21 protein-coding genes are annotated in these 20094 nt (G+C 68.4%); 8 read left to right on the forward strand and 13 right to left on the reverse strand.

Features of this window, described 5'->3' with window-relative positions:
• Nucleotides 1–94: 94 nt before the first annotated feature.
• From ACWPV3_RS13630 to ACWPV3_RS13655, 6 genes are all read left to right on the forward strand, one after another.
• The gene (locus ACWPV3_RS13630; RefSeq protein ID WP_453978202.1) at nucleotides 95–1345 is read left to right on the forward strand and encodes a hydrolase; all 1251 of its coding nucleotides are present in this window, start codon (nucleotides 95–97) and stop codon (nucleotides 1343–1345) included.
• Between the two features lies 1 nt (nucleotide 1346).
• Nucleotides 1347–2354: an arginine N-succinyltransferase gene (locus tag ACWPV3_RS13635; RefSeq protein ID WP_453978203.1), complete on the forward strand. Its 1008-nt coding sequence runs from the start codon at nucleotides 1347–1349 to the stop codon at nucleotides 2352–2354.
• Nucleotides 2351–3769, forward strand: a complete 1419-nt coding sequence (gene astD, locus ACWPV3_RS13640) for a succinylglutamate-semialdehyde dehydrogenase (RefSeq protein ID WP_453978204.1) — start codon at nucleotides 2351–2353, stop codon at nucleotides 3767–3769. The genes ACWPV3_RS13635 and astD overlap by 4 nt, the downstream gene beginning before the upstream one ends.
• Before the next feature lie 181 nt (nucleotides 3770–3950).
• The gene (gene astB / locus ACWPV3_RS13645) at nucleotides 3951–5288 is read left to right on the forward strand and encodes an N-succinylarginine dihydrolase (RefSeq protein ID WP_453978537.1); all 1338 of its coding nucleotides are present in this window, start codon (nucleotides 3951–3953) and stop codon (nucleotides 5286–5288) included.
• Between the two features lie 7 nt (nucleotides 5289–5295).
• The gene (locus tag ACWPV3_RS13650) at nucleotides 5296–6039 is read left to right on the forward strand and encodes an MFS transporter (RefSeq protein ID WP_453978205.1); all 744 of its coding nucleotides are present in this window, start codon (nucleotides 5296–5298) and stop codon (nucleotides 6037–6039) included.
• Nucleotides 6024–6593 (forward strand): MFS transporter, encoded by a 570-nt coding sequence (locus tag ACWPV3_RS13655; RefSeq protein WP_453978206.1) that lies wholly within the window; start codon nucleotides 6024–6026, stop codon nucleotides 6591–6593. The genes ACWPV3_RS13650 and ACWPV3_RS13655 overlap by 16 nt, the downstream gene beginning before the upstream one ends.
• 6 nt (nucleotides 6594–6599) lie before the next feature.
• On the opposite strand, the gene phhA is transcribed toward ACWPV3_RS13655, so the two are convergent.
• Both phhA and hspQ read right to left on the reverse strand, forming a co-directional pair.
• Nucleotides 6600–7475, reverse strand: coding sequence for a phenylalanine 4-monooxygenase (phhA, locus tag ACWPV3_RS13660; protein WP_453978207.1), 876 nt, complete (start codon nucleotides 7473–7475; stop codon nucleotides 6600–6602).
• Between the two features lie 53 nt (nucleotides 7476–7528).
• Nucleotides 7529–7837 carry a heat shock protein HspQ gene (hspQ, locus tag ACWPV3_RS13665; RefSeq protein ID WP_312733312.1) on the reverse strand — a complete coding sequence of 103 codons (309 nt, stop codon included), beginning with the start codon at nucleotides 7835–7837 and terminating at the stop codon, nucleotides 7529–7531.
• 145 nt (nucleotides 7838–7982) lie between these two features.
• Here hspQ and ACWPV3_RS13670 point away from each other — a divergent pair, with 145 nt between their 5' ends.
• On the forward strand, nucleotides 7983–9086 hold the full coding sequence (locus tag ACWPV3_RS13670) for a Ppx/GppA phosphatase family protein (RefSeq protein ID WP_453978208.1): 1104 nt from the start codon (nucleotides 7983–7985) through the stop codon (nucleotides 9084–9086).
• Here the strand turns inward: ACWPV3_RS13670 and ACWPV3_RS13675 are convergent.
• The 5 genes from ACWPV3_RS13675 to gyrA form a co-directional block, all read right to left on the reverse strand.
• A complete protein-coding gene (locus ACWPV3_RS13675) occupies nucleotides 9083–9961 on the reverse strand; it encodes a peptidylprolyl isomerase (protein WP_453978209.1) in 879 nt (292 codons plus the stop codon). The genes ACWPV3_RS13670 and ACWPV3_RS13675 overlap by 4 nt on opposite strands.
• A gap of 23 nt (nucleotides 9962–9984) precedes the next feature.
• Nucleotides 9985–10860 carry a peptidylprolyl isomerase gene (locus ACWPV3_RS13680; RefSeq protein WP_292087574.1) on the reverse strand — a complete coding sequence of 292 codons (876 nt, stop codon included), beginning with the start codon at nucleotides 10858–10860 and terminating at the stop codon, nucleotides 9985–9987.
• A gap of 8 nt (nucleotides 10861–10868) precedes the next feature.
• Nucleotides 10869–11357, reverse strand: a complete 489-nt coding sequence (gene coaD / locus ACWPV3_RS13685; protein WP_292087573.1) for a pantetheine-phosphate adenylyltransferase — start codon at nucleotides 11355–11357, stop codon at nucleotides 10869–10871.
• Between the two features lie 83 nt (nucleotides 11358–11440).
• Nucleotides 11441–12247, reverse strand: a complete 807-nt coding sequence (locus tag ACWPV3_RS13690; RefSeq protein WP_453978210.1) for an aminotransferase class IV — start codon at nucleotides 12245–12247, stop codon at nucleotides 11441–11443.
• 39 nt (nucleotides 12248–12286) lie between these two features.
• The gene (gene gyrA / locus ACWPV3_RS13695) at nucleotides 12287–15058 is read right to left on the reverse strand and encodes a DNA gyrase subunit A (protein WP_453978211.1); all 2772 of its coding nucleotides are present in this window, start codon (nucleotides 15056–15058) and stop codon (nucleotides 12287–12289) included.
• A gap of 122 nt (nucleotides 15059–15180) precedes the next feature.
• On the opposite strand from gyrA, the gene ACWPV3_RS13700 reads away from it, so the two are divergent.
• Nucleotides 15181–15756: a superoxide dismutase family protein gene (locus ACWPV3_RS13700; RefSeq protein ID WP_453978212.1), complete on the forward strand. Its 576-nt coding sequence runs from the start codon at nucleotides 15181–15183 to the stop codon at nucleotides 15754–15756.
• A 3-nt stretch (nucleotides 15757–15759) separates the two neighbouring features.
• On the opposite strand, the gene ACWPV3_RS13705 is transcribed toward ACWPV3_RS13700, so the two are convergent.
• The 6 genes from ACWPV3_RS13705 to ssb all read right to left on the reverse strand — a co-directional run bounded on the left by ACWPV3_RS13705 (nucleotide 15760) and on the right by ssb (nucleotide 20024).
• A complete protein-coding gene (locus ACWPV3_RS13705; RefSeq protein WP_453978213.1) occupies nucleotides 15760–16290 on the reverse strand; it encodes a DUF1003 domain-containing protein in 531 nt (176 codons plus the stop codon).
• Between the two features lie 29 nt (nucleotides 16291–16319).
• The gene (locus tag ACWPV3_RS13710; RefSeq protein WP_292087566.1) at nucleotides 16320–17237 is read right to left on the reverse strand and encodes a DMT family transporter; all 918 of its coding nucleotides are present in this window, start codon (nucleotides 17235–17237) and stop codon (nucleotides 16320–16322) included.
• 64 nt (nucleotides 17238–17301) lie between these two features.
• On the reverse strand, nucleotides 17302–17772 hold the full coding sequence (locus ACWPV3_RS13715) for a DUF2269 family protein (protein WP_453978214.1): 471 nt from the start codon (nucleotides 17770–17772) through the stop codon (nucleotides 17302–17304).
• Nucleotides 17769–19070 carry an SDR family oxidoreductase gene (locus ACWPV3_RS13720; RefSeq protein WP_453978215.1) on the reverse strand — a complete coding sequence of 434 codons (1302 nt, stop codon included), beginning with the start codon at nucleotides 19068–19070 and terminating at the stop codon, nucleotides 17769–17771. Before ACWPV3_RS13720 ends, ACWPV3_RS13715 begins: the two co-directional genes overlap by 4 nt.
• Nucleotides 19067–19522 (reverse strand): thiol-disulfide oxidoreductase DCC family protein, encoded by a 456-nt coding sequence (locus ACWPV3_RS13725; RefSeq protein ID WP_453978216.1) that lies wholly within the window; start codon nucleotides 19520–19522, stop codon nucleotides 19067–19069. The genes ACWPV3_RS13720 and ACWPV3_RS13725 overlap by 4 nt, the downstream gene beginning before the upstream one ends.
• Nucleotides 19523–19532: 10 nt before the next feature.
• Nucleotides 19533–20024, reverse strand: a complete 492-nt coding sequence (gene ssb, locus ACWPV3_RS13730) for a single-stranded DNA-binding protein (protein WP_292087561.1) — start codon at nucleotides 20022–20024, stop codon at nucleotides 19533–19535.
• Between the last annotated feature and the right edge of the window lie 70 nt (nucleotides 20025–20094).

The raw sequence follows: 20094 nt of genomic DNA on the forward strand, positions 1-20094 counted from the left end.
ATGTCCCCTTTCCCCCGAAACTAGCGCCTGTTCATGCCCTGTCCAGCCAGTCCCGGCCTTCACCTTTGCGGTCCGTCCGTCTAGGGTCTGGCCGATGCGGATTCTGACCTCCGACCAGGCCGTCCTCGACCACGTCGCCGCGCGACGCGAGGCCATCATCGGACGCACCATCGACTGGGCGAACATCAACTCCGGCAGCCGCAACGCCGCCGGGCTGAACATCATGCTGGATGTGCTGGAGGCCGAGGCCCGTCGCCTGCCCGCCGTGGTCGAGCGGCTGCCGACCCAAGGCTCGACCACCGTTTCCGACGACGGCGCGGTGCGGACCGAGGCCCATGCCGACGCCCTGAAGATCACCGCCCGGCCCGAGGCGCCGATCCAGATCGTGCTGACCGGCCATTACGACACCGTCTTCCCGGCCGACAGCCGGTTCCAGACCGTCACCACGCGGGCCGACGGCGCCCTGAACGGGCCGGGAGTCGCCGACATGAAGGGCGGGATCAGCGTGCTTCTGGCCGCGCTGGAGGCGTTCGAAACCCATCCAGACAGACACGGCGTCGGCTGGACCGTGCTGTTGAGCCCCGACGAAGAGATCGGCTCGCCGGCTTCGGCCCCGCTGCTGGCCGACCTGGGCGCGCGCGGCCATGTCGGCCTGACCTACGAACCGGCGCTGGCGGACGGCACGCTGGCGGGCGCACGAAAGGGCAGCGGCAACTATCATCTGATCGTCACGGGCCGCGCCGCCCACGCCGGGCGCGCCTTCGACGAAGGCCGCAATGCGGTGGCGGGCGCCGCCATCATCGCCGCCGCCCTGCACGCCCTGAACGGCCAGCACGAGGGCGTCACCGTCAATGTCGCCAAGATCGCAGGCGGCGGCGCCCTGAACGTGGTCGCCGACAACGCCGTGGTGCGCTTCAACGTGCGTGTGCCGGACAAGGCCGCCGCCGACTGGGTCGACGCCCAGGTGCGCAGCCTTGCCGCCACGCCGCCGTTCGAAGGGCTGACGCTGGACCTGCATGGCGGCTTCACCCGCGCGCCCAAGCCGATGGACGCCGCCCAGACCGCCCTGTTCGAAGCGGTGAAGGAAGCCGGCGCCCTGCTGGGCCAGCCCATCGCCTGGAAACCGTCGGGCGGGGTGTGCGAGGGCAATAATCTGCACGCCGCGGGCCTGCCCAATATCGACACCCTGGGCGTCCGGGGCGGCGACATCCATTCGGATCAGGAGTTCGCCTGGCCCGACAGCTTCGTCGAACGCGCCCAGCTCAGCGCCCTGATCCTGTGCAAGGTCGCCTCGGGCGAGATCGACGCAGCGAAACTGAAATCCCTGCGGATGGAAACCCTGTAGAATGCTCATCGTCCGTCCCGCCGGTCCCGCCGACCTGGATCATGTGCTGGAACTGGCCATCCTGTCCGGCCCCGGCTTCACCAGCCTGCCCGAAGACCCCGACGTCCTGTCCGACCGGCTGGAGCTGAGCCAGGCCAGTTTCCGGGGCGAGGTCACGCCGCAGGAGGCCTGGTACACCTTGATGCTGGAGGATGGCGACACCGGCGACATCGACGGTATCGGCTCGGTCAAGGCGACGGTGGGGCTGAAACGCCCCTTCTTCTCGTTCCGCGTCGTCAACAACACGGCGTCGTCGCCGTCGATCGGCGTCAAGCTGGACCACCAGACCCTGGTGCTGGTCAACGAATGCACGGGCTGGACCGAGGTCGGATCGCTGTTCCTGAAGGACGACCGGCGCAAGGGCGGCGCGGGCCGCCTGCTCAGCCAGTCGCGCTATATGCTGATCGGCGCCCAGCCCGATCTGTTCGCCGAGAATGTGCTGGCCGAACTGCGCGGCGTCTTCACCCCCGACGGCGCCTGCCCCTTCTGGGATCATGTGGCGCACAAATTCTTCCCGATGGAGTTCGACGACGCCGACCGGATGACCGGATCGACCGACAAACAGTTCATCCTCGACCTGGCGCCGCGCCATCCGATCTATGTCGAACTGCTGCCCGAACCCGCCCGCGCCGTGATCGGCAAGGTCCATCCCCAGGGCGTGCCCGCCATGGCCCTGCTGGAAAGCGAGGGTTTCCGCACCAATGGGCTGGTGGACATTTTCGACGCCGGGCCGACCGTCTCCTGCGGGCGCGACAACATCCGCACGGTGCGCGATGCGCGCCTGTTGACGCTGGAAATCGCCGACCAGGTTGAGGCCGAACTGCCGGCCCTGATCTCGACCGACAGCGTCGCCGCCTTCCGCGCCGTCCGCGCCAGGGCGGACATCCACGGCGAGACCGTTCGCCTGACCGCCGAAACCGCCGCCGCGTTGAAGGTTCGTAACGGCGCAACCATTCGTGTGAAATCATGACCGTTTTCAAATCCACCGATCCCGCCACCGAGGCCGTGAACTGGGAAGGCGAAGCCGCCAGCCCGGCCCAGGTTCAGGCCGCCGTCGACGCCGCCCGCGCCGCCTTTCCCGACTGGGCCGACCGACCGCGTCAGGATCGGATCGACGCCGTCAAACGCTATCAGACTGTGTTGAAAGACCGCGCGCCTCAGATCGCCGAGGCCATCAGCCGCGAGACCGGCAAGCCGCTGTGGGAGACCAAGACTGAAGCCGCCGCCATGATCGGCAAGGTCGACATCTCGATCCGCGCCTATGACGAGCGCACGGGCGAGCGATCCAACGACACGGCTTTCGGCCGCGCCACCCTGCGCCACCGCCCGCACGGCGTGGCGGCGGTGCTTGGCCCGTTCAACTTCCCCGGCCATCTGCCCAACGGCCATATCGTCCCGGCCCTGCTGGCGGGCGACACGGTGGTCTTCAAGCCGTCGGAAGAAACGCCGCTGGTCGGTCAGGTGATGGCCGAGGCCTTCGCCGCCACCGACCTGCCGACCGGCGTGGTCAATGTGGTCCAGGGCGGGCGCGAGACCGGCGCGGCCCTGCTGGACGCGGGCATCGACGCCCTGATGTTCACCGGATCGGGCGCGGCGGGCGCGTATTTCCGCAGGAAGTTCGCCGACGATCCGCACGTCATCCTGGCGCTGGAGCTGGGCGGCAACAATCCGCTGGTCGTCTGGGACGCCGCCGACGCCGAGGCCGTGGCGGGTATCGTGGTGCAGTCCGCCTTCGTCACCACCGGCCAGCGTTGCTCCTGCGCCCGCCGCCTGATCGTGCCGGAAGGGCCGCAGGGCGACGCCATCGTCGAGGCCGTGGCCGCCCTGTCCGACCGCCTGATCTTCGGCCCGTGGAACAGCGACCCCGAACCCTATGCCGGGCCGCTGATCTCGGCCAACGCCGCCCAAGGCGCGCTTCAGGCCCTTCAACAGCGCATCGACCTGGGGGCCAAGGTCATCCGCGCCTCCGGCCCCGTGGACAATCTGCCCGGCGCCTTCGTCAAACCCGCGATCATCGACGTGACCGGTCTGGACGTGCTGGACGAAGAGATGTTCGCGCCCTTCCTTCAGGTGATCCGCGTCCCGACGTTCGAGGCCGCCATCGCCGCCGCCAACGCCACGCGATACGGCCTGTCCGCCGGTCTCGTCAGCGACGATCCGAAGACCTGGGACCGCTTCATCCGCCGCATCCGCGCGGGCGTGGTCAACTTCAACCGACCGACGACCGGGGCGGCGGGCGACATGCCGTTCGGCGGTCTGGGCGCCAGCGGCAACCACCGGCCCAGCGCCTATTACGCCGCCGACTATTGCGCCTATCCGGTCGCCAGTTTCGAGGCGGACGCGGTCGCCAATATCGAAGGCGAGATCAAGGGGTTGCGGGCGTGACCTCGCACCGCGCCTCTCCCTCCCCGTACCGGGGAGGGTCGTCGCGCAGCGACGGGGTGGGGGCGGCCCGGCAGGATCGCGCCGGTCTGGTGCATGACAGGTCTGTGGGATGTCGCCTTGCCGCCCCCACCCGTCTTCGCCTTCGGCTCAGCCCCCCTCCCCGTGCCGGGGAGGGAGAATCCTGATGACCGCCGTCGAAGCCAACGCCGATGGCCTGATCGGTCCGACCCATTCCTACGCGGGCCTGAGCCCCGGCAATCTGGCGTCCAGCCTGAACAAGGGCGAGGCGTCGAACCCGCGCGCGGCGGTGCTGCAGGGTCTGGACAAGATGAAGACGCTGGCGGACCTGGGCCTGCCCCAGTTCGTCCTGCCGCCGCATGAGCGGCCGAACATTCCCTTCCTGCGGTCGCTGGGGTTCGCCGGTTCGGACGCTCAGGTGCTGGACAAGGCGTGGCGCACCGCCCCGTCTTTCGCCGCCGCCGCCTGTTCGGCCTCGCCCATGTGGGCCGCCAACGCCGCGACGGTGACGCCCAGCGCCGACGCCGCGGACGGCCGGGTGCATTTCACGCCCGCCAATCTGCACACCAATCTGCACCGCAGTCTGGAACACCAACAGACGAAACGGGCGCTGGACGCCCTGTTTCCCGATCCCGGCCGGTTCGCCGTCCACGACGCCCTGCCCGCCGTGGCCCATCTGGCCGACGAAGGCGCGGCGAACCATGTTCGCCTGTGCGCCGCGCATGGCGGTCGCGGGGTCAATCTGCTGGTCTGGGGCCGCGAGGCGTTCGAGCCGTGGGACGACCCCTTCCCTGCGCGCCAGACGCGCGAAGCCTCAGAGGCCATCGTCCGCCGTCATGAGGCGGGCCGCCCGGTCCTGGCCCAGCAGTCGCGCGCGGCCATCGCGGGCGGAACCTTCCACAACGACGTGGTCTGCGTCGGGGCGCTGGACACATTGTTCTTCCACGAACTGGCGTTCGAGGACACGGAGGCGACCAAGGCCGCCATCCGCCGCGCCGCCGACGGCCTTTTCGAGCCGCAGTTCGTCGAGGTTTCGGACGCCGACCTGCCGCTGGCCGACGCGATCAGCAGCTATCTGTTCAACTCCATGTTGATCCAGGTTCCGGGCGAGGATCGCCTGACCCTGATCTGCCCCACCGAGACGCGCGACAATCCGCGCAGCCATGCGGTCGCCGAACGGATCGCCGCCTCCAACGGCCCGATCGGCACGGTGCGCTATGTCGATGTGCGCCAGTCGATGCGGAACGGCGGCGGCCCCGCCTGCCTGCGCCTGCGCGTCGTGCTGACCGAGGCGGAGCTGGCGGCGACGAATCCGGCCATGCGCCTGACCGACGCCCTGCACACGCGCCTGTCGGACTGGGCGAACCGCTGGTATCGCGACGAACTGCGTCCGGCCGATCTGGCCGATCCGCAACTGCTGGACGAGACGCGCGGAGCGTTGGACGAACTGACGACGATTTTACAGCTTGGGACCGACTTCTATCCCTTCCAGAGAGGTTGATGCGCCGATGACCGCCGATACGCCCGCCGAGGCGACCATGAGCCCCGCCCGCCGCCTTCGGAACATCGTCGGCGGTTCGGCCGGCAATCTGGTGGAGTGGTTCGACTGGTACGCCTATGCGGCCTTCACCCTGTATTTCGCGCCGGTCTTCTTCCCGAGCGAAGACGCCACCGCACAACTTCTGAGCGCAGCCGCCGTGTTCGCGGTCGGCTTTCTGATGCGGCCCATCGGCGCCTGGATCATGGGCGTCTACGCCGACCGCAAGGGACGGAAGGCGGGTCTGACGCTGTCGGTGACGCTGATGTGCACCGGCTCGCTGATCATCGGCCTGACGCCCGGCTATGCGACCATCGGCCTTGCGGCGCCCGCCCTGCTGCTGTTCGCGCGGTTGTTGCAGGGCCTCAGCGTCGGGGGCGAATACGGCTCCAGCGCCACCTATCTGTCGGAAATGGCCGAGCCGCACCGGCGCGGCTTCTGGTCCAGCTTCCAGTACGTCACCCTGATCTCAGGCCAACTGATCGCCCTGTTGCTTCTGATCGTATTGCAGAACACGCTCAGCGAGACGGCGCTGGCGAGCTGGGGCTGGCGCATTCCCTTCTTCGTCGGTGCGGCGCTGGCGGTGATCGTCTTCTGGCTGCGTCGGCGACTGGACGAGACGCACAAGGCCGAAGACGTCAAGGACAAGCCCAAGTCCAGCGCCGTCCAACTGTTCGTCAAACACCCAAGGAGGCCTTCATGGTGCTCGGCCTGACGGCCGGCGGCACCTTGGCCTTCTATACCTACACGACCTACCTCCAGAAATTCCTGGTCAATACGAGCGGGTTTTCCAAGAACACCGCGACCGAGATCAGCGCGGCGGCCCTGTTCATCTTCATGCTGCTGCAACCCGCCGTCGGGGCGCTGTCCGACCGGATCGGACGGCGGCCGGTCATGGTCGCCTTCGGCGTGCTGGGCGTGCTCTGCACCGTGCCGATCATGACCCTGTTGTCGCGGGTCGAAAGCCCGCTGGCGGCCTTCGGACTGGCGCTGGCCGGGCTGGTGATCGTGTCGGGCTATACGGCGATCAATGCGGTGGTGAAGGCCGAACTGTTCCCCGCCCACATCCGCGCCCTCGGCGTCGCCCTGCCCTACGCCATCGCCAATGCGGTGTTCGGCGGCACGGCCGAGTATGTGGCCCTGTGGTTCAAGGGCGCGGGGATGGAGAGCGTCTTCTTCTGGTATGTGACCGGCATGATCGGGGTGTCGCTGATCACCTTCATCCGCATGCGCGACACGCGGCACAACAGCCTGATCACCCACACCTGACGGCGGTCAGGCCGCGAACCGGCCGCCGCGTTCCGCATAGGCCTGGGTGCCGCGCGTGAAGACCTGGTCGCTGGGCAGGATGGTCTCGATGGCCAGATCGTCCTGTCCCTTCAGCGCGGCGTATACCGGGCCGAAATCCTGGAGAGTCACGGCCTTCAGCGCCTCGATGCTGTCGATGACGAAATAGACCTGCTGGAAGTCGTCGATCCGGTACAGGGTCCGCATCACCCGCTCCAGATCGAAGCCCAGGCGGTTCGGCGACGGGTCGTCCAGCGCGAACACACTCTCGGTCGCCGAGGACACGATGCCCGCGCCATAGATGCGAAGGCCGTCCGCCTCCTGCATCAGGCCGAACTCGACCGTGTACCAGTACAGCCGCGCCAGGTTGGGCAGCATCCCCAACGACGCCGCCCGCTGTCCGCCCTTGCCATAGGCCTCCATATAGGCGGCGAAGTCCGGGTCGGTCAGCATCGGCACATGGCCGAAGACGTCGTGGAAGATGTCCGGTTCCTGCAGATAGTCCAGTTGATCCGGCTTGCGGATGAACTGGCCCGAGACGAAGCGGCGGTTGGCCAGATGGTCGAAGAAGACCTCGTCCGGCACCAGCCCCGGCACGCACACCACGGTCCAGCCGGTCAGGGCCTGAAGCTTAGGGTTGATGACGTCGAAGTCGGGGATGCCGCCGGCGTTCAGGTCCAGCGCCTTCAGCCCGTTCAGAAAGGCCGAGCAGGCGCGGCCCGGCAATATCTTCATCTGGCGGGCGTACAGGGTGTCCCAGGTCTGGTGCTCGACCTCGGTATAGGCGGCCCAGTTCTGGGGGATGGTCCAGTCGGCGGCGGCGCCTTCCGGCGGCTGTTCGAAGACGTGTTCGAAGTCGGACATGGGACGCTCCTCTTTGGGCCCATCCTAGGCCCGGCGACCGGGCCTTCCAACCGTCAGTGCAGGCCCGCGTCAAGCGGGGCGTGATGGCCTTGGTCATCGGTGGCGAACCAGCGTGCGATCTCGCCAGGGTCCAGGGCCCGACCGCCAGCCTCCAGCGACGATTCGGCGGCATAGGCGATGAAGCCGCCGTCGTCGCCCAGGGCGAACACGCGATAGAAGGGCTGATCGGCCCGCAGAAGGCCCAGATCGACGGCAGGACCGGCATAGGCTTGGTCGACATCCATGACCACGCCCTTGAAGGCGTCGTCGCGGTGGCGGACGGCCTGGCCGATGGCGAAACGGGCGGTGCGAATCTGGGTCATGCAGAGACCTTGCGCCTCGCGCCATGACCCCCGCCGGTACGGGCCGTTCATCTTCCTGACAGAATGGCTTGGCGCGGACGATCCCGCCGCGCTAGGCTGGTTCCGACGGGCGCCGCTTCGGACCGCCCACATCGGATGACGGCCCATGCCGGAGACCCACGGCGCGCCCGCACGGCGCGACGAGCGGTCCCAGCCTTCCCGCTCGCGGGATGCGTCGGGTCGGGACGCGCCGCTTTATGGCGCGCTCGATCTGGGGACCAATAATTGCCGGCTGCTGATCGCGCGGCCGGCCCGCGAAGGCTTTCGCGTGGTCGACAGCTTCAGCCGCATCGTGCGGCTGGGCGAGGGCCTGTCGCGCACCGGCTTTCTGGACCCGCGCGCCATGGACAGGGCCTATGACGCCCTGGCCCTGTGCGCCGAACGGATCATGCGCAAGGGCGTCGAGTCCGGCCGCCTCGCCGCCGTGGCCACCCAGGCCTGTCGCGCGGCCGAGAACGGCGCCGAATTCGTCGAACGGGTGCGCAAAGGCACCGGCCTGCGGCTGCGCATCATCGACCCGGCCGAAGAGGCGCGCCTGGCGGTCGAGGGCTGCCTGAACCTGATCGACGCCAAGGCCGAGGCCGTTTTGATCATCGATGTGGGCGGCGGCTCCACCGAAATGTCCTGGCTGAAGCGCGACGGCGCGGACTGGACCACCACCGCCTGGATGTCGGCGCCGCTGGGGGTCGTCACCCTGGCCGAACGCCACCCCGAGCCCGCCGACGCCGGAGAGGCCTGGTACGAGGCCATGGTCGCCGACATGGGCGCGGCCATCGCGGCGGGCGGCGTCTCTGACCCGGCCATGCTGGAGCTGTTTCGTCAGGATCGCGCCCATCTGGTCGGCACGTCAGGCGCGATCACCAGCCTGGCGGGCATCCATCTGAACCTGCCCCGCTACAATCGCGACCGGGTCGATGGTCTGTGGATGACGCGCGGCGACTGCGAGGCGGCGGCCGAGCGGCTGAAGGCTTTGGGGCCGGAAGGGCGGGCCAAGGAGGCCTGCATCGGCCCGGACCGCGCCGACCTGGTCCTGGCCGGGGCCGCCATCCTGGAGGCGGTTCAACGCGCCTGGCCCTCCAACCGCGTGCGCGTGGCGGACCGGGGCCTTCGCGAGGGTTTGCTGCTCCAGCGGATGCGCGAGGACCGCAAGCCAAAGCGCCGCCGACGCCGGCGCGGGCGTGGAAACGGCGCGGGCCGCAACGGCGCTTAGGCGGCCGGCGTCTCCCGCGACGGGATTTCGATGTCGCAGACCGAGAAGTCGGCCCCGCGCGCCTGCCGCGCCTGCTCCACGATGGTGTGGAAGGTCGCCGAGGCCGTGTTCAACACCTGCAGGCTGGGCCGTTCGGCCGTCGGCAGGTCGGCGGCGACACGGACCCGCGTCATCTGATCGGGACCGTCCACGATGCCGTCGGGGTTGGGGCTGGCCTTCAGCGCCCGCACCACGTCCAGTCCTGACACCACCCGCCCCCAGACGGTGTAGCGCTTGTCCAGCGCCGGATAGGCCTGGCGCATCAGGAAGAACTGGCTGTTGGCGGTGTCGTTTCCCTCGTCGCGCGCCATGCCGGCCACACCCGGGCAATACAGACCCCAGCCGTGCACCTTGTGATCGCCCGTGCCGGCCATCAGGGCGTCGGGCTGGGTCTGGACCGGCACGGAGCCGACGAAGCCGACCAGGGCGCCGGCCGGCGCCGCCACCGGCGTGAACGCCATGTCCGCCCCGCGTCGGAAGGTGAATTCGGCCTTCAGGTCCGGATAGAAGCTCTGGCCGTCTCCGGTGCCCAAGGGATCGCCCGTCTGGGCCATGAACCAGTCGATGACCCGGTGCCATTTCAGCGTGTCGTAAAAGCCGCGCGCGGCCAGCAGCCGGATGCGCTCGACATGCGCCGGCGCGATCTGTGGCGCCAATTCCACCAGGATCCGCCCCTTGTTCGTGTCGATCACCAGCAGGTCTTCCGGCGCAATGGTGCGCCATTCAGCCGGCGGCGGCGGGGTCGCGGTCTCCTGGGCCACGGCCGCCGACGCGCATAGCCCGAAGATCAGGCTCGACCACAGGCCGGTCAGGCCCTTCGCTCTGAATGTCCTCACAACGGTCCCCTCCCCAGGGAATCTCAGCCGCCCGTCACCTCGACCACCGGCTGCACATCGCAGATCGTGAAGCCTGCGCCGTGCTGGGCGCGTTCGGCCGCCAGGCGTTGCGCGAAGGCGGGGCTGCGGGCGTCCATCACCCGCACCGTCGGGCGCTGCGCCTCCGGCAGGGCCGAGGCCATGCGCACATGGGTCATGACGTCGGGATCCGTCACCTTGCCGTCGTCGGCCTCGCCGCCCTTCTTGAGCGACTTGACCACGTCCAGGCCGGACACGATGCGGCCGAAGGCGGTGTACTGGCCGTTCAGCAGATCCTTTTCGCCGGTCATCAGGAAGAACTGACTGTTGGCGCTGTCGGGCTGGCCGGAGCGCGCCATGCCCAGCACGCCGGGACAGAACAGGCCGTGCGCCTCCACCTTGAAGTCGGCCGTGATCATCATCTGGGCGTCGGGCTGGGTCTGGACCGGCAGGGTTCCGACAAGGCCGAACACGCCGTTTCCGACGTCGGGAACCTGGGCGAAGCCCGCGTCACGCCCGCGACGGAAGCTGAACTCGGCCTTCAGGTCCGGCAACTCGCTGCCGCCCTCGCCCGTGCCCTTGGGATCGCCGGTCTGGGCCATGAAGTCGGGGATGACCCGATGGAATTTCAGCCCGTCGTAGAAGCCTTGGTTCGCCAGGGTGCGAATGCGTTCGACATGGTTCGGCGCCGCCACGGGCGACAGCTCGACCAGGATGCGGCCCTTGGCCGTGTCGATGACCAGCAGGTTTTCCGGGGCCACCGTGCGCCAGTCGGCGGTCGCAGCCGCTGTCTGCGCCCTGGCCGGGGTCGTTCCCAGATCCGACAGCATCAGGCCCGACGCCGCCAGCACGGCCGTCGCCGCCATCATTCCCAGACGCATGCCCGTCCTCATCCCAGACCCTTGACCTTGGCCCGCACGCGCTCGGCGACGGCGGGACTGACGAAACTGTCGATCGCGCCGTCCAGACGGGCGATTTCCTTGACCAGCCGCGAGGCGATGGCCTGGTGGCGCGGATCCGCCATCAGGAACACCGTCTCGATGTTCTGATTGAGGCGCTGGTTCATCGCCGTCATCTGGAACTCGTATTCGAAGTCCGCGACGGCCCGCAGGCCGCGCACGATGACATTGGCCTCAACCTCTTCGGCGAAATGCATCAGAAGGGTCGAAAAGGGCCGCACCACGATGTCGCCGCCGAAGGCCGCCATCTCGGTCTCCAGCATCTCGACCCGCTCCTGGGTGGTGAACAGGGGCCCCTTTTCGTCGTTCTGGGCCACGCCGATGACCAGCCGGTCGACCAGCTTCAGCGCGCGTTTGACGATGTCCGTATGCCCGTTCGTCACGGGATCGAAGGTGCCCGGATAAAGGCCGATGCGCATGGCGTGTCTCCCCGGCGTTTCGCCTGCCGTTTGTGGTCGTTTAGCAGGTGCGAAATCGGCGGCCTAGCGGCCTGACGCCTTCGTCATCCCAGGATCTGCGGCGGCTGAGCCGCCCAGGCCTGGGCGATCCGGGTCAGGATCGCCGGATCGGGCTGGAAGACGACGGCGTCGACGGCTGTGATCGGACAGACGGGCGTGGCGCTGTTGCACAGGAAGGCGCCGTCGAAGGCGGCGACGTCCGACAAGGCGACCGGACGACGTTCAGAGACCAGGCCCTCCCGGGCCAGTCCTCGCTGGATCAGCGTCTGGGCGACGCCGGCCAGCATCGACGCCTGCGGCCAGACGATACGATCCCCCTGGACGAAGCCGATGTTCCACAATGCGCCTTCGGACACGCAGCCGTTCCGATCCACAAACAGGGCGTCGTCGAAGCCGGCGGCCCGCGCCGCACGCCGGGCGTGGATCAGGCCCAGGGTGGCCAGATGCTTCAAATGCGGGGCTTCCCGTTCATAGGGCAGGCTCATGACCCGTGCGCTGGTCGCCAGCGGCGGCGGCGCGGGCGAAACCACGGTCATCACCCTGGGCCGCCCGACGAAGGACGGCGCGCGATGGCCGATCTCGGGCGAAAACAGGCTGACCCGAAGCCAGCAGGCGTCACGGCCGCCGACCGCCAGCGCCATCAGACGGCGCAGTTCGTCCTCGCCAGGGCTGTCGCCGAACAGTTCGACCGCCGCCTGCTCCAGCCGCGCCAGATGCAGATCGAGGCCGCGCACCGCCCCTGCCTCGACCCGGAAGGAGGTGTAGGCGCCGTAGTTGACCAGGGCCTGGTGAGCCAGGTCGGCGGGCGTGGCGGGCAGACCGTCGATCAGGATGTCCACTGGCGGCTCCATGCCGCCTATCCCGGCGAAGGCGGGGATAGGCGCGGCTGATCAGCCCTCGCCCTCGTCGCCCGCGACTTCCGCATCGTCGCCGCCGCTTTCCGGCAGGCGTTCGACCGAGACGACCTTTTCGTCCTTGCCGGTGCGGAAGATGGTGACGCCCTGGCTGGAGCGGCCGACGATGCGGACCTGATCGATACGGGTGCGGATCATCTGGCCGCCCGATGTGACCAGCAGCAGATCGTCGGTTTCCTCGACCGGGAAGGCCGCCGCAAGGCGGGTGCCCGCGCGACCGCCCAGACCGTGCGCCGTCAGCCCCTGCCCGCCGCGACCCGTGCGGCGATATTCATAGGCCGAGGACCGCTTGCCGAAGCCGGTGTCCGTGACCGTCAGGATGAACTGTTCGGCCGCGCCCAGTTCGGCGATCCGTTCGACCGACAGGACCGCGTCGGCGGTCGCCTCGTCATCGGCCTCGACCGGGGCGGCGTCTTCCTCGCCATCGGCCCCGGCCAGGGCCTTGCGCATGGCGTTGGCGTGTTTGACATAGGCCGAGCGTTCTTCCGGCGTCGCGTCCACCCGGCCCAGGATGGCCATGGAGATGACCTCGTCGCCGTCCTGCAGGCGCACGCCCCGGACGCCGGTGGAATCCCGGCCCTTGAACACCCGCACGTCGTCGGCCTTGAAGCGGATCGCCCGCCCCAGCGCCGTGGTCAGCAGCACGTCGTCGTCGGCGGTGCACAGGCCGACGCCGACCATCCGGTCGTCGCCTTCCAGCTTCATGGCGATCTTGCCCGCGCGGTTGACCGTGGCGAAATCCGACAGCTTGTTCCGGCGCACGTCGCCCGAACTGGTGGCGAACATGATGTCGTAATCCCCCCAGGTCGCCTCATCCTCGGGCAGGGGCAGGACGTTCATGATGCTGTCGCCCGGCTCGATCGGCAGCAGGTTGACGAAGGCCTTGCCGCGCGACTGCGGATTGCCCAGCGGCAGGCGCCAGGTCTTCAGCTTATAGGCCTTGCCGTTGGTGGCGAAGAACAGGACCGGCGTGTGGGTCGAGGCGCTGAACACGCCCGTGATGGCGTCTTCGTCCTTCATCGCCATGCCGCTGCGGCCCTTGCCGCCGCGATGCTGGGTCCGATAGGCGTTCAGGGCCACCCGCTTGACGTAGCCGCCGTGAGTGACGGTGACGACCATGTCCTCGCGCGGGATCAGGTCCTCGTCCTCCATCTCGCCATCGCCTTCCCCGATCAGGGTGCGACGCGGAACGGCGAACTTGTCCTTCACCTCCAGCAGGTCGTCGCGGATGATGGCCAGGACGTTCTTGCGGTCCGACAGGATGGTCAGGTGGCCCTGGATGGTGTCCGACAGGCCGTGCGCCTCGCCGAAGATGTCGTCGCGGCCCAGGCCGGTCAGACGCGACAGGGTCAGGGCCAGGATGGCGCGGGCCTGTTCGTCGGTCAGGCGGATTCGGTCGCCTTCGACGATCACGGTGCGCGGGTCGGCGATCAGCTCGACCAGCGCCATCATGTCGCCGACCGGCCAGGCGCGGTCCTGCAACCGCTCGCGCGCCTCGCTGGGATCGGCCGACGAGCGGATGATGTGGATCACCTCGTCGATATTGGCGACGGCGACGGCCAGACCGACCAGCACATGGCCGCGGTCGCGGGCCTTGGCCAGTTCGAACTTGACCCGGCGGACCACCACCTCCTCGCGGAAGTCCAGGAAGACCTCCAGCAGGGCGCGCAGGCCCATCTGCTCGGGCCGTCCGTGGTTCAGCGCCAGCATGTTGACGCCGAACGACGACTGCATGGCGGTGTAGCGCCACAGCTGGTTCAGGATCACATCGCCCGAGGCGTCGCGCTTCAGCTCGATGACGATCCGCATCCCCTGGCGGTCGGACTCGTCGCGGACATCGGAAATGCCTTCCAGACGCTTTTCGCGCACCATTTCGGCGATCCGCTCGATCAGGGTCTGCTTGTTGACCTGATAGGGCAGTTCGGTGACGACGATGGCTTCGCGGTCCTTGCGGATTTCCTCGATGGAGGCGCGGCCGCGCACGACCACAGAGCCGCGGCCGTCGCGCAGGGCGTTGCGCGGCGCTGTGCGGCCCATGATCTCGCCCCCGGTGGGGAAGTCGGGACCGGGCACGATGTCCAAGAGGGCGTCGTCCGAAACGTTCGGATCGTCCAGCAGGGCGATGGCCGCATCCACGACCTCGCCCAGATTGTGCGGCGGGATGTTGGTCGCCATGCCGACGGCGATGCCGCCCGCGCCATTGACCAGCAGGTTCGGTATCCGGCTCGGCAGAACGACCGGCTCCAGCTCCTTCTCGTCGTAGTTGGGCTGGAAATCGACGGTGTCCTTGTCGATGTCCGTCATCAGGGCGACGGCGGCGGGCGCCATCCGGGCCTCGGTGTAACGCATCGAGGCGGGCATATCGCCGTCGACCGAGCCGAAGTTCCCTTGGCCGTCGACCAGCATCAGCCCCATCGAGAACGGCTGCGCCATCCGCACCAGGGCCATATAGACCGAGGCGTCGCCGTGGGGGTGGAACCGGCCCAGCACGTCGCCGACCACGCGGGCGCACTTCGAATAGGCGCGCTCGGGCGTCATGTTCAGATCGTGCATCGAATACAGGATGCGCCGGTGAACGGGCTTCAGTCCGTCGCGCGCATCAGGCAGGGCGCGGCTGACGATCACGCTCATGGCGTAGTCGAGATACGAACGCTTCAGTTCGTCCTCGATCGTGATCGTGGAAATGTCGGAGCCGCCGCCTCCGCTATTGATCGGGGTTGCGGCGTTTTCGTAGCTGTCGTCGGTCAATGAAGCGTGGCTTTATGCGGCCGGAATCGGAACGTGATCCGTTGTGACGATTTCTAGCATTCAAGGGGCCCGGTGGCAAAGCGACGCCGCCGTGAAAGCCCGTCTCTGAAAGGACTTTTCGCATGCGCGCCTCCCGTCTCGCCGTCCTCCTCGCCCTCGCCTCCCCCCTGGCCGCCACCGCCGCCTGCGCCTCGGCCGGCGACGCCGCCCATGTTCAGGCCGAACGCGCCCCTGTGGGCGCGACCGGCCAGGCTGTTCTGGTCAACGCCCAGGGCGCCAACATCGGCCGCGTCGACCTGCGCCAGGGTCCGACCGGCCTTCTGATCAAGGTCGAGGCCTCGGGTCTGACGCCCGGCTGGCACGGCATCCACATCCACGCCACGGCCGCCTGCGAGGCGCCCTTCACCTCCTCCGGCGCCCACATCAATCACGGCGAGCCGAAACAGCCTCACGGGCTTCTGAACCCCGCAGGCCCTGACGACGGCGACCTGCCCAACATCTACGCCGGGCCGGATGGCAAGGTGAACGCCGAACTGTTCACGACGCGCGCCCGCATTTCCTCGGAAGGCCCCGGTCTATGGCTGTGGGACGCCGACGGCTCGGCCATCATCATCCACGCCAATCCCGATGACCATTCGACACAGCCGATTGGCGGCGCCGGCGACCGGGTGGCCTGCGCCGCCCTCACCGCAAGCTGATCCTCAGTCCTCCCGTTCGGCCAGCAGGCGGCGGATCAGGGCGGTCTGTTCCTCCTGCCTGGCCGTCAGGTGCTCGACCTTCTCCAACAAGGCCATGATCTCGATCTCGGCCTTCAGATTGACCTGGTAGTCGTTGCCCGCGTCCAGCCTGTCGCGGGCCGCCTGTCGGTTCTGGCTCATCATGATGACGGGGGCCTGCACCGCCGCCAGCATCGACAGCACCAGGTTCAGGAAGATGAAGGGATAGGGATCGAACGCTTCCTTCCGCAGAAGCAGGTTCAGCCCTGTCCATGCCGCCAGAAACAGGCCGAAGGCGATGATGAAGGGCCAGGAGCCGCCAAAGGACGCCACTCGGTCGGCCAGCCGCTCTCCGAACGTCAGATGATCGTCGAACGTCTCGTTGACGTCCTCCGACACCGGGCGGCGGTCGGCGGCGCTGCGCACCACCTCGGCCTCGTTCTCGGGCAGGTCTCGGGTGGCCTTGCCCAGCCAGCGGCGGGAAACATGTTCGGCGTCGATTGGGGCGTGGGTCATCAAAGGCTCCGAAATCTTGCCCGCCCAGATCAAGCCTTCGCCGCCCCCGCACGCAAGCCCCGTTCGGCCAGGGCCACCAGCACAACCCCGCCCATGGCGATGGCGGCGCCGGTCAGAATCTGCGGCGTCAGCACATCGCCCATCAGCCCCCAGCCGATGGCCATAGACACCACCGGCGTCGCCAGCAGATAGGGCGTCACCCGCCCGGCCTCTCGCCGCTGCACCAGCCAGAACAGCAGGGTCGTGGCCAGAACCGACGACACCACCCCGGCCCAGATCAGGGCCAACCAGACCACCGGCGGCGCGGCCTGGATCGCCTGAATCTGATCGTGTTCGAACACCAGAGAGCCGAAGGCCATGACCGGCAGGGTGCCCGCCGCCAGCAAGCCCTGCATCTTCAGCGGCGGAATGGAGGTCGTGCGCCGCGCCACCACCGTCGCCAGGGCCCAGGCCGCGCCCGCCGCAATCCCCACCAGAATGGCGCGCCAGTCCTGCAGGGCGTGGGCGTCCAGCGTCATCCAGGCCACGCCGACGAAGGCCACCCCCATGCCGATCATCGCCCCCCGGCTCAGCCGCTCGCCCAGCATCAGGAAGGCGAACAGGGAGGTGAAGGGAATCCAGAGTTGGTTGGCCACCGTCACCGGGCTGACGTCATGGGCCAGCCAATAGGCGATATAGACCAGGCCGTACTGAATCGGGCCGCCCACCAGAACGATGATAAGCAGGCTCTTCCAGTCGGGGAACGGCGGTCGGACGAAGGCGAACAGACAGGCGCTGGCGATGCCGAACCGGATCGCCCCGACCAGAAGCGGGCTCAGATGTTCCGTCGCGACCTTGGCCCCGGCGTTGTTGACGCCCCAGACGACGATGATCGCCAGAATGGCGGCGATCTCCAGCCCGGTCAGGGCATGGGGCTTGGCGGGCGCGGGCGGGGCGGCGTCGGTCATGATCCACCTATGTCATTCTCGCGGGCGCGCGTCGGTTCACATTGGATGACCCGAAGTTTCCTGTTCAGAAATTCGGCTTGGCCACCATCAGCCAGTATATGGCCAACACGCCTGCGAAGGCGGGCCAGCCCAGAGCGAACCACCAGCGGAACAGTCGGTGATAGGCGGCCGGCAAGGGCGCGCCCTGCCCCACCGCCTGCTCGGCCAGCTTCATCATCCGATACTGGATCCACACCACCGGCAGCCAGCACACGCCGATCAGCACATAGAGGCCATAGGCGGCCAGCAGCCACGGACTGGTCAGGGACCAGCCCTGCAGATGGATCAGCCCCAGACCGCTGATCGGCTGGACCACCACGGCGCTGGCGGTGAAGACGAAATCGGCCAGAACCACGATCCTGCCGACATCCGCCACCGTCTTCGCATCCCTGGTCGCATTGGCGCGCAGCATGAAGAAGGCGATCCCCGCGCCCGTGCCGAACAGCACCGCCCCGGACAGGATGTGAACGATCTTCAGCAGGACATAGAGGCTCACCGGCGGGCGTCCGTCGCCGCAACGAACAGGCACAGCGCCATCATCGGCAGAACCTTCAGCCACGGCCCCAGAGGGTCGATCCAGTAGTACGGCAGGCTGAGTGTCCCGGCGATCAGATAGCCGACCGTGGCCAGACACATGAAGACGGCCACCCGCGCCGTCCACGGCCGTACGAACAGCATCAACCCCAGCACCACGTCCAGCAGAGCGCCCCACCAGGCGATGGGACCAGCCAGTCGGCCATAGCCGCCCTCATGCAGGATGGCGACGGCACGGTTCCAGCCCGGACCGAAGCTGATCAGACCGGTGGTCAGCCAGAACAGTCCCAAGGTCACGATGGCGACCGGCCGCACGAACCACAGCCGCGCATGCCAGACGTCCTGAACCGAGGCCGGCGTCTCGGCCAGAAAACGGGAGAAACCCCTCGCCTCGACACCCAGACGTTCGGCCCAGCCGCTGTCGCGACCAGCCACGTCGTGATCCATCTGGCGGATCGCCGTGGTGCGGATCGGCGACGACCAGCCCAGCCGCCCAAGCAGGTCGCCGACCGCCAGGGCCGGCGCGGCCAGGGCCCGCGGCACGCGCACCACCGGCGCCGGCTTCAGCCCCATCCAGCCGCGATACAGCCGCACAGTGTCGGCCATGGTCACAGCCTCCGGCCCCGGCATGTCCAGCGTCAGGCCGGACGGCGCGTCGGGCTTCAGGGCCGCGACCACGGCGGCGCTGACGTCGCCCAGAGGGATCGGGCGGAAGGTCTGGTCCCCGCCCACCACCGGCATGACCAGCGGAAAGGCCGCCAGCGCCCTGATCAGGCCCGTTCCCCCGAACGCCGCCCGATCCACCACCAGCGACGGCCGCAGGATCAGCCAGTCCAGGCCGCTGGCCTCCACCAGCCGTTCGGTCTCGGCCTTGGTGCGGGCGTAAGCCGTGCCCGCCTCGGCGTCCGCGCCGACGGCCGAGATATGGATCAACCGCCGCACCCCGGCCGCTTCACAAGCCGCGATCAGGGCGCGCGGCCCGTCGACATGGGCGGCGCGCGTGCTGTCGCCGCCGCCGTCCTGAAGCACGCCGACGCAGTTCACCACCGCCGACACGCCCGCCAGCAGCGGCGCCCAGGCCTCGGCCGTCGTCAGCCTGGCGAAATCGGCCGCTGCCCAGTCGAAAGCCGGCGCCCGGCGGGCGGGCTCGGCGATGCGGCGCGCCCCGGCCCGCACCGTCCAGCCTTCGGCGGACAGGGCCGCCGCGACGTGCGACCCGATGAAACCGTTGGCGCCCAGCACCAGCACTCGTCCGCTCATCCCAGCACCCGATCCTTCAGATCCACGCCGTGAGGCGGCAAGGCGCACCAGGCCTGACCGGGAAATCGACGACGGCGGCGCGCGATGAAGTCATAGGCCGTATCGCGGATGACGCGCGGCACGATCCGTCCCACGACCGCCAGCCGCCACGGCAGGGGCAATCGGGCGGCGATGGCCAGAACCCCGTCCGACCGCTCGCGCGCCCGGCCGTCGTGGACGATCAGCATGGTGTAGGGATCGTCGGGGTCCACCCCATAATGGACCAGCAGCGCCCGTCCCAAGTGCGACTGCGTCGGGGCCAGGCGGAACACCCCGGCCCGGTCATGCTTCAGAATCTTGCGCGCCGAGCCGGAGCACAGGGCGCAGTCCCCGTCGAACAGGACCAGGGGCCGGTCGTCCGGAAAGTCCGGCACGGCGGGATCGTCGCGATAGCTGTACGGCCCCCGCCCCACGCCGAAAACCTTAGAACGGAATGTCGTCGTTCAGGTCGTAGCTTTCCTTGGGGCCGCTGGGCTTGTTGGCCCCGCCAGTCGAGAAGCCCGAGGAATAGTCGTCATCGCCGCGACCGCCGCCGTAACCGCCGCCCGACGAACCGCCTTCCGAACGGCCGCCCAGCATGGTCAGTTCACCCTTGAACCGGCTGACCACGATCTCGGTGGAATATTTCTCAACGCCCTGCTGGTCGGTCCATTTGCGCGTCTGAAGGGCGCCCTCAACATAGACCGTCGAGCCCTTCTTCACATAGTTCTCGACCACCTTGACGATATTGTCGTTGAAGATGACGACCCGGTGCCACTCGGTCTTCTCCTTGCGCTCGCCGGTCGACTTGTCGCGCCACGTCTCGGACGTGGCGATCGACAGATTGGCGATCCGGTCGCCGTTGGGCATGGAGCGGATTTCCGGGTCGCGCCCCAGATTGCCGACCAGAATGACCTTGTTGACGCTGCCCGCCATGGAAACTTCCTTTTCTCGAAGGGCGGCGCGTTTCTCGCCCGCCCCGTAATTCAGCCGGATGTCTTAGGGC

The organism is Brevundimonas sp. Marseille-Q4549 (assembly GCF_976940555.1).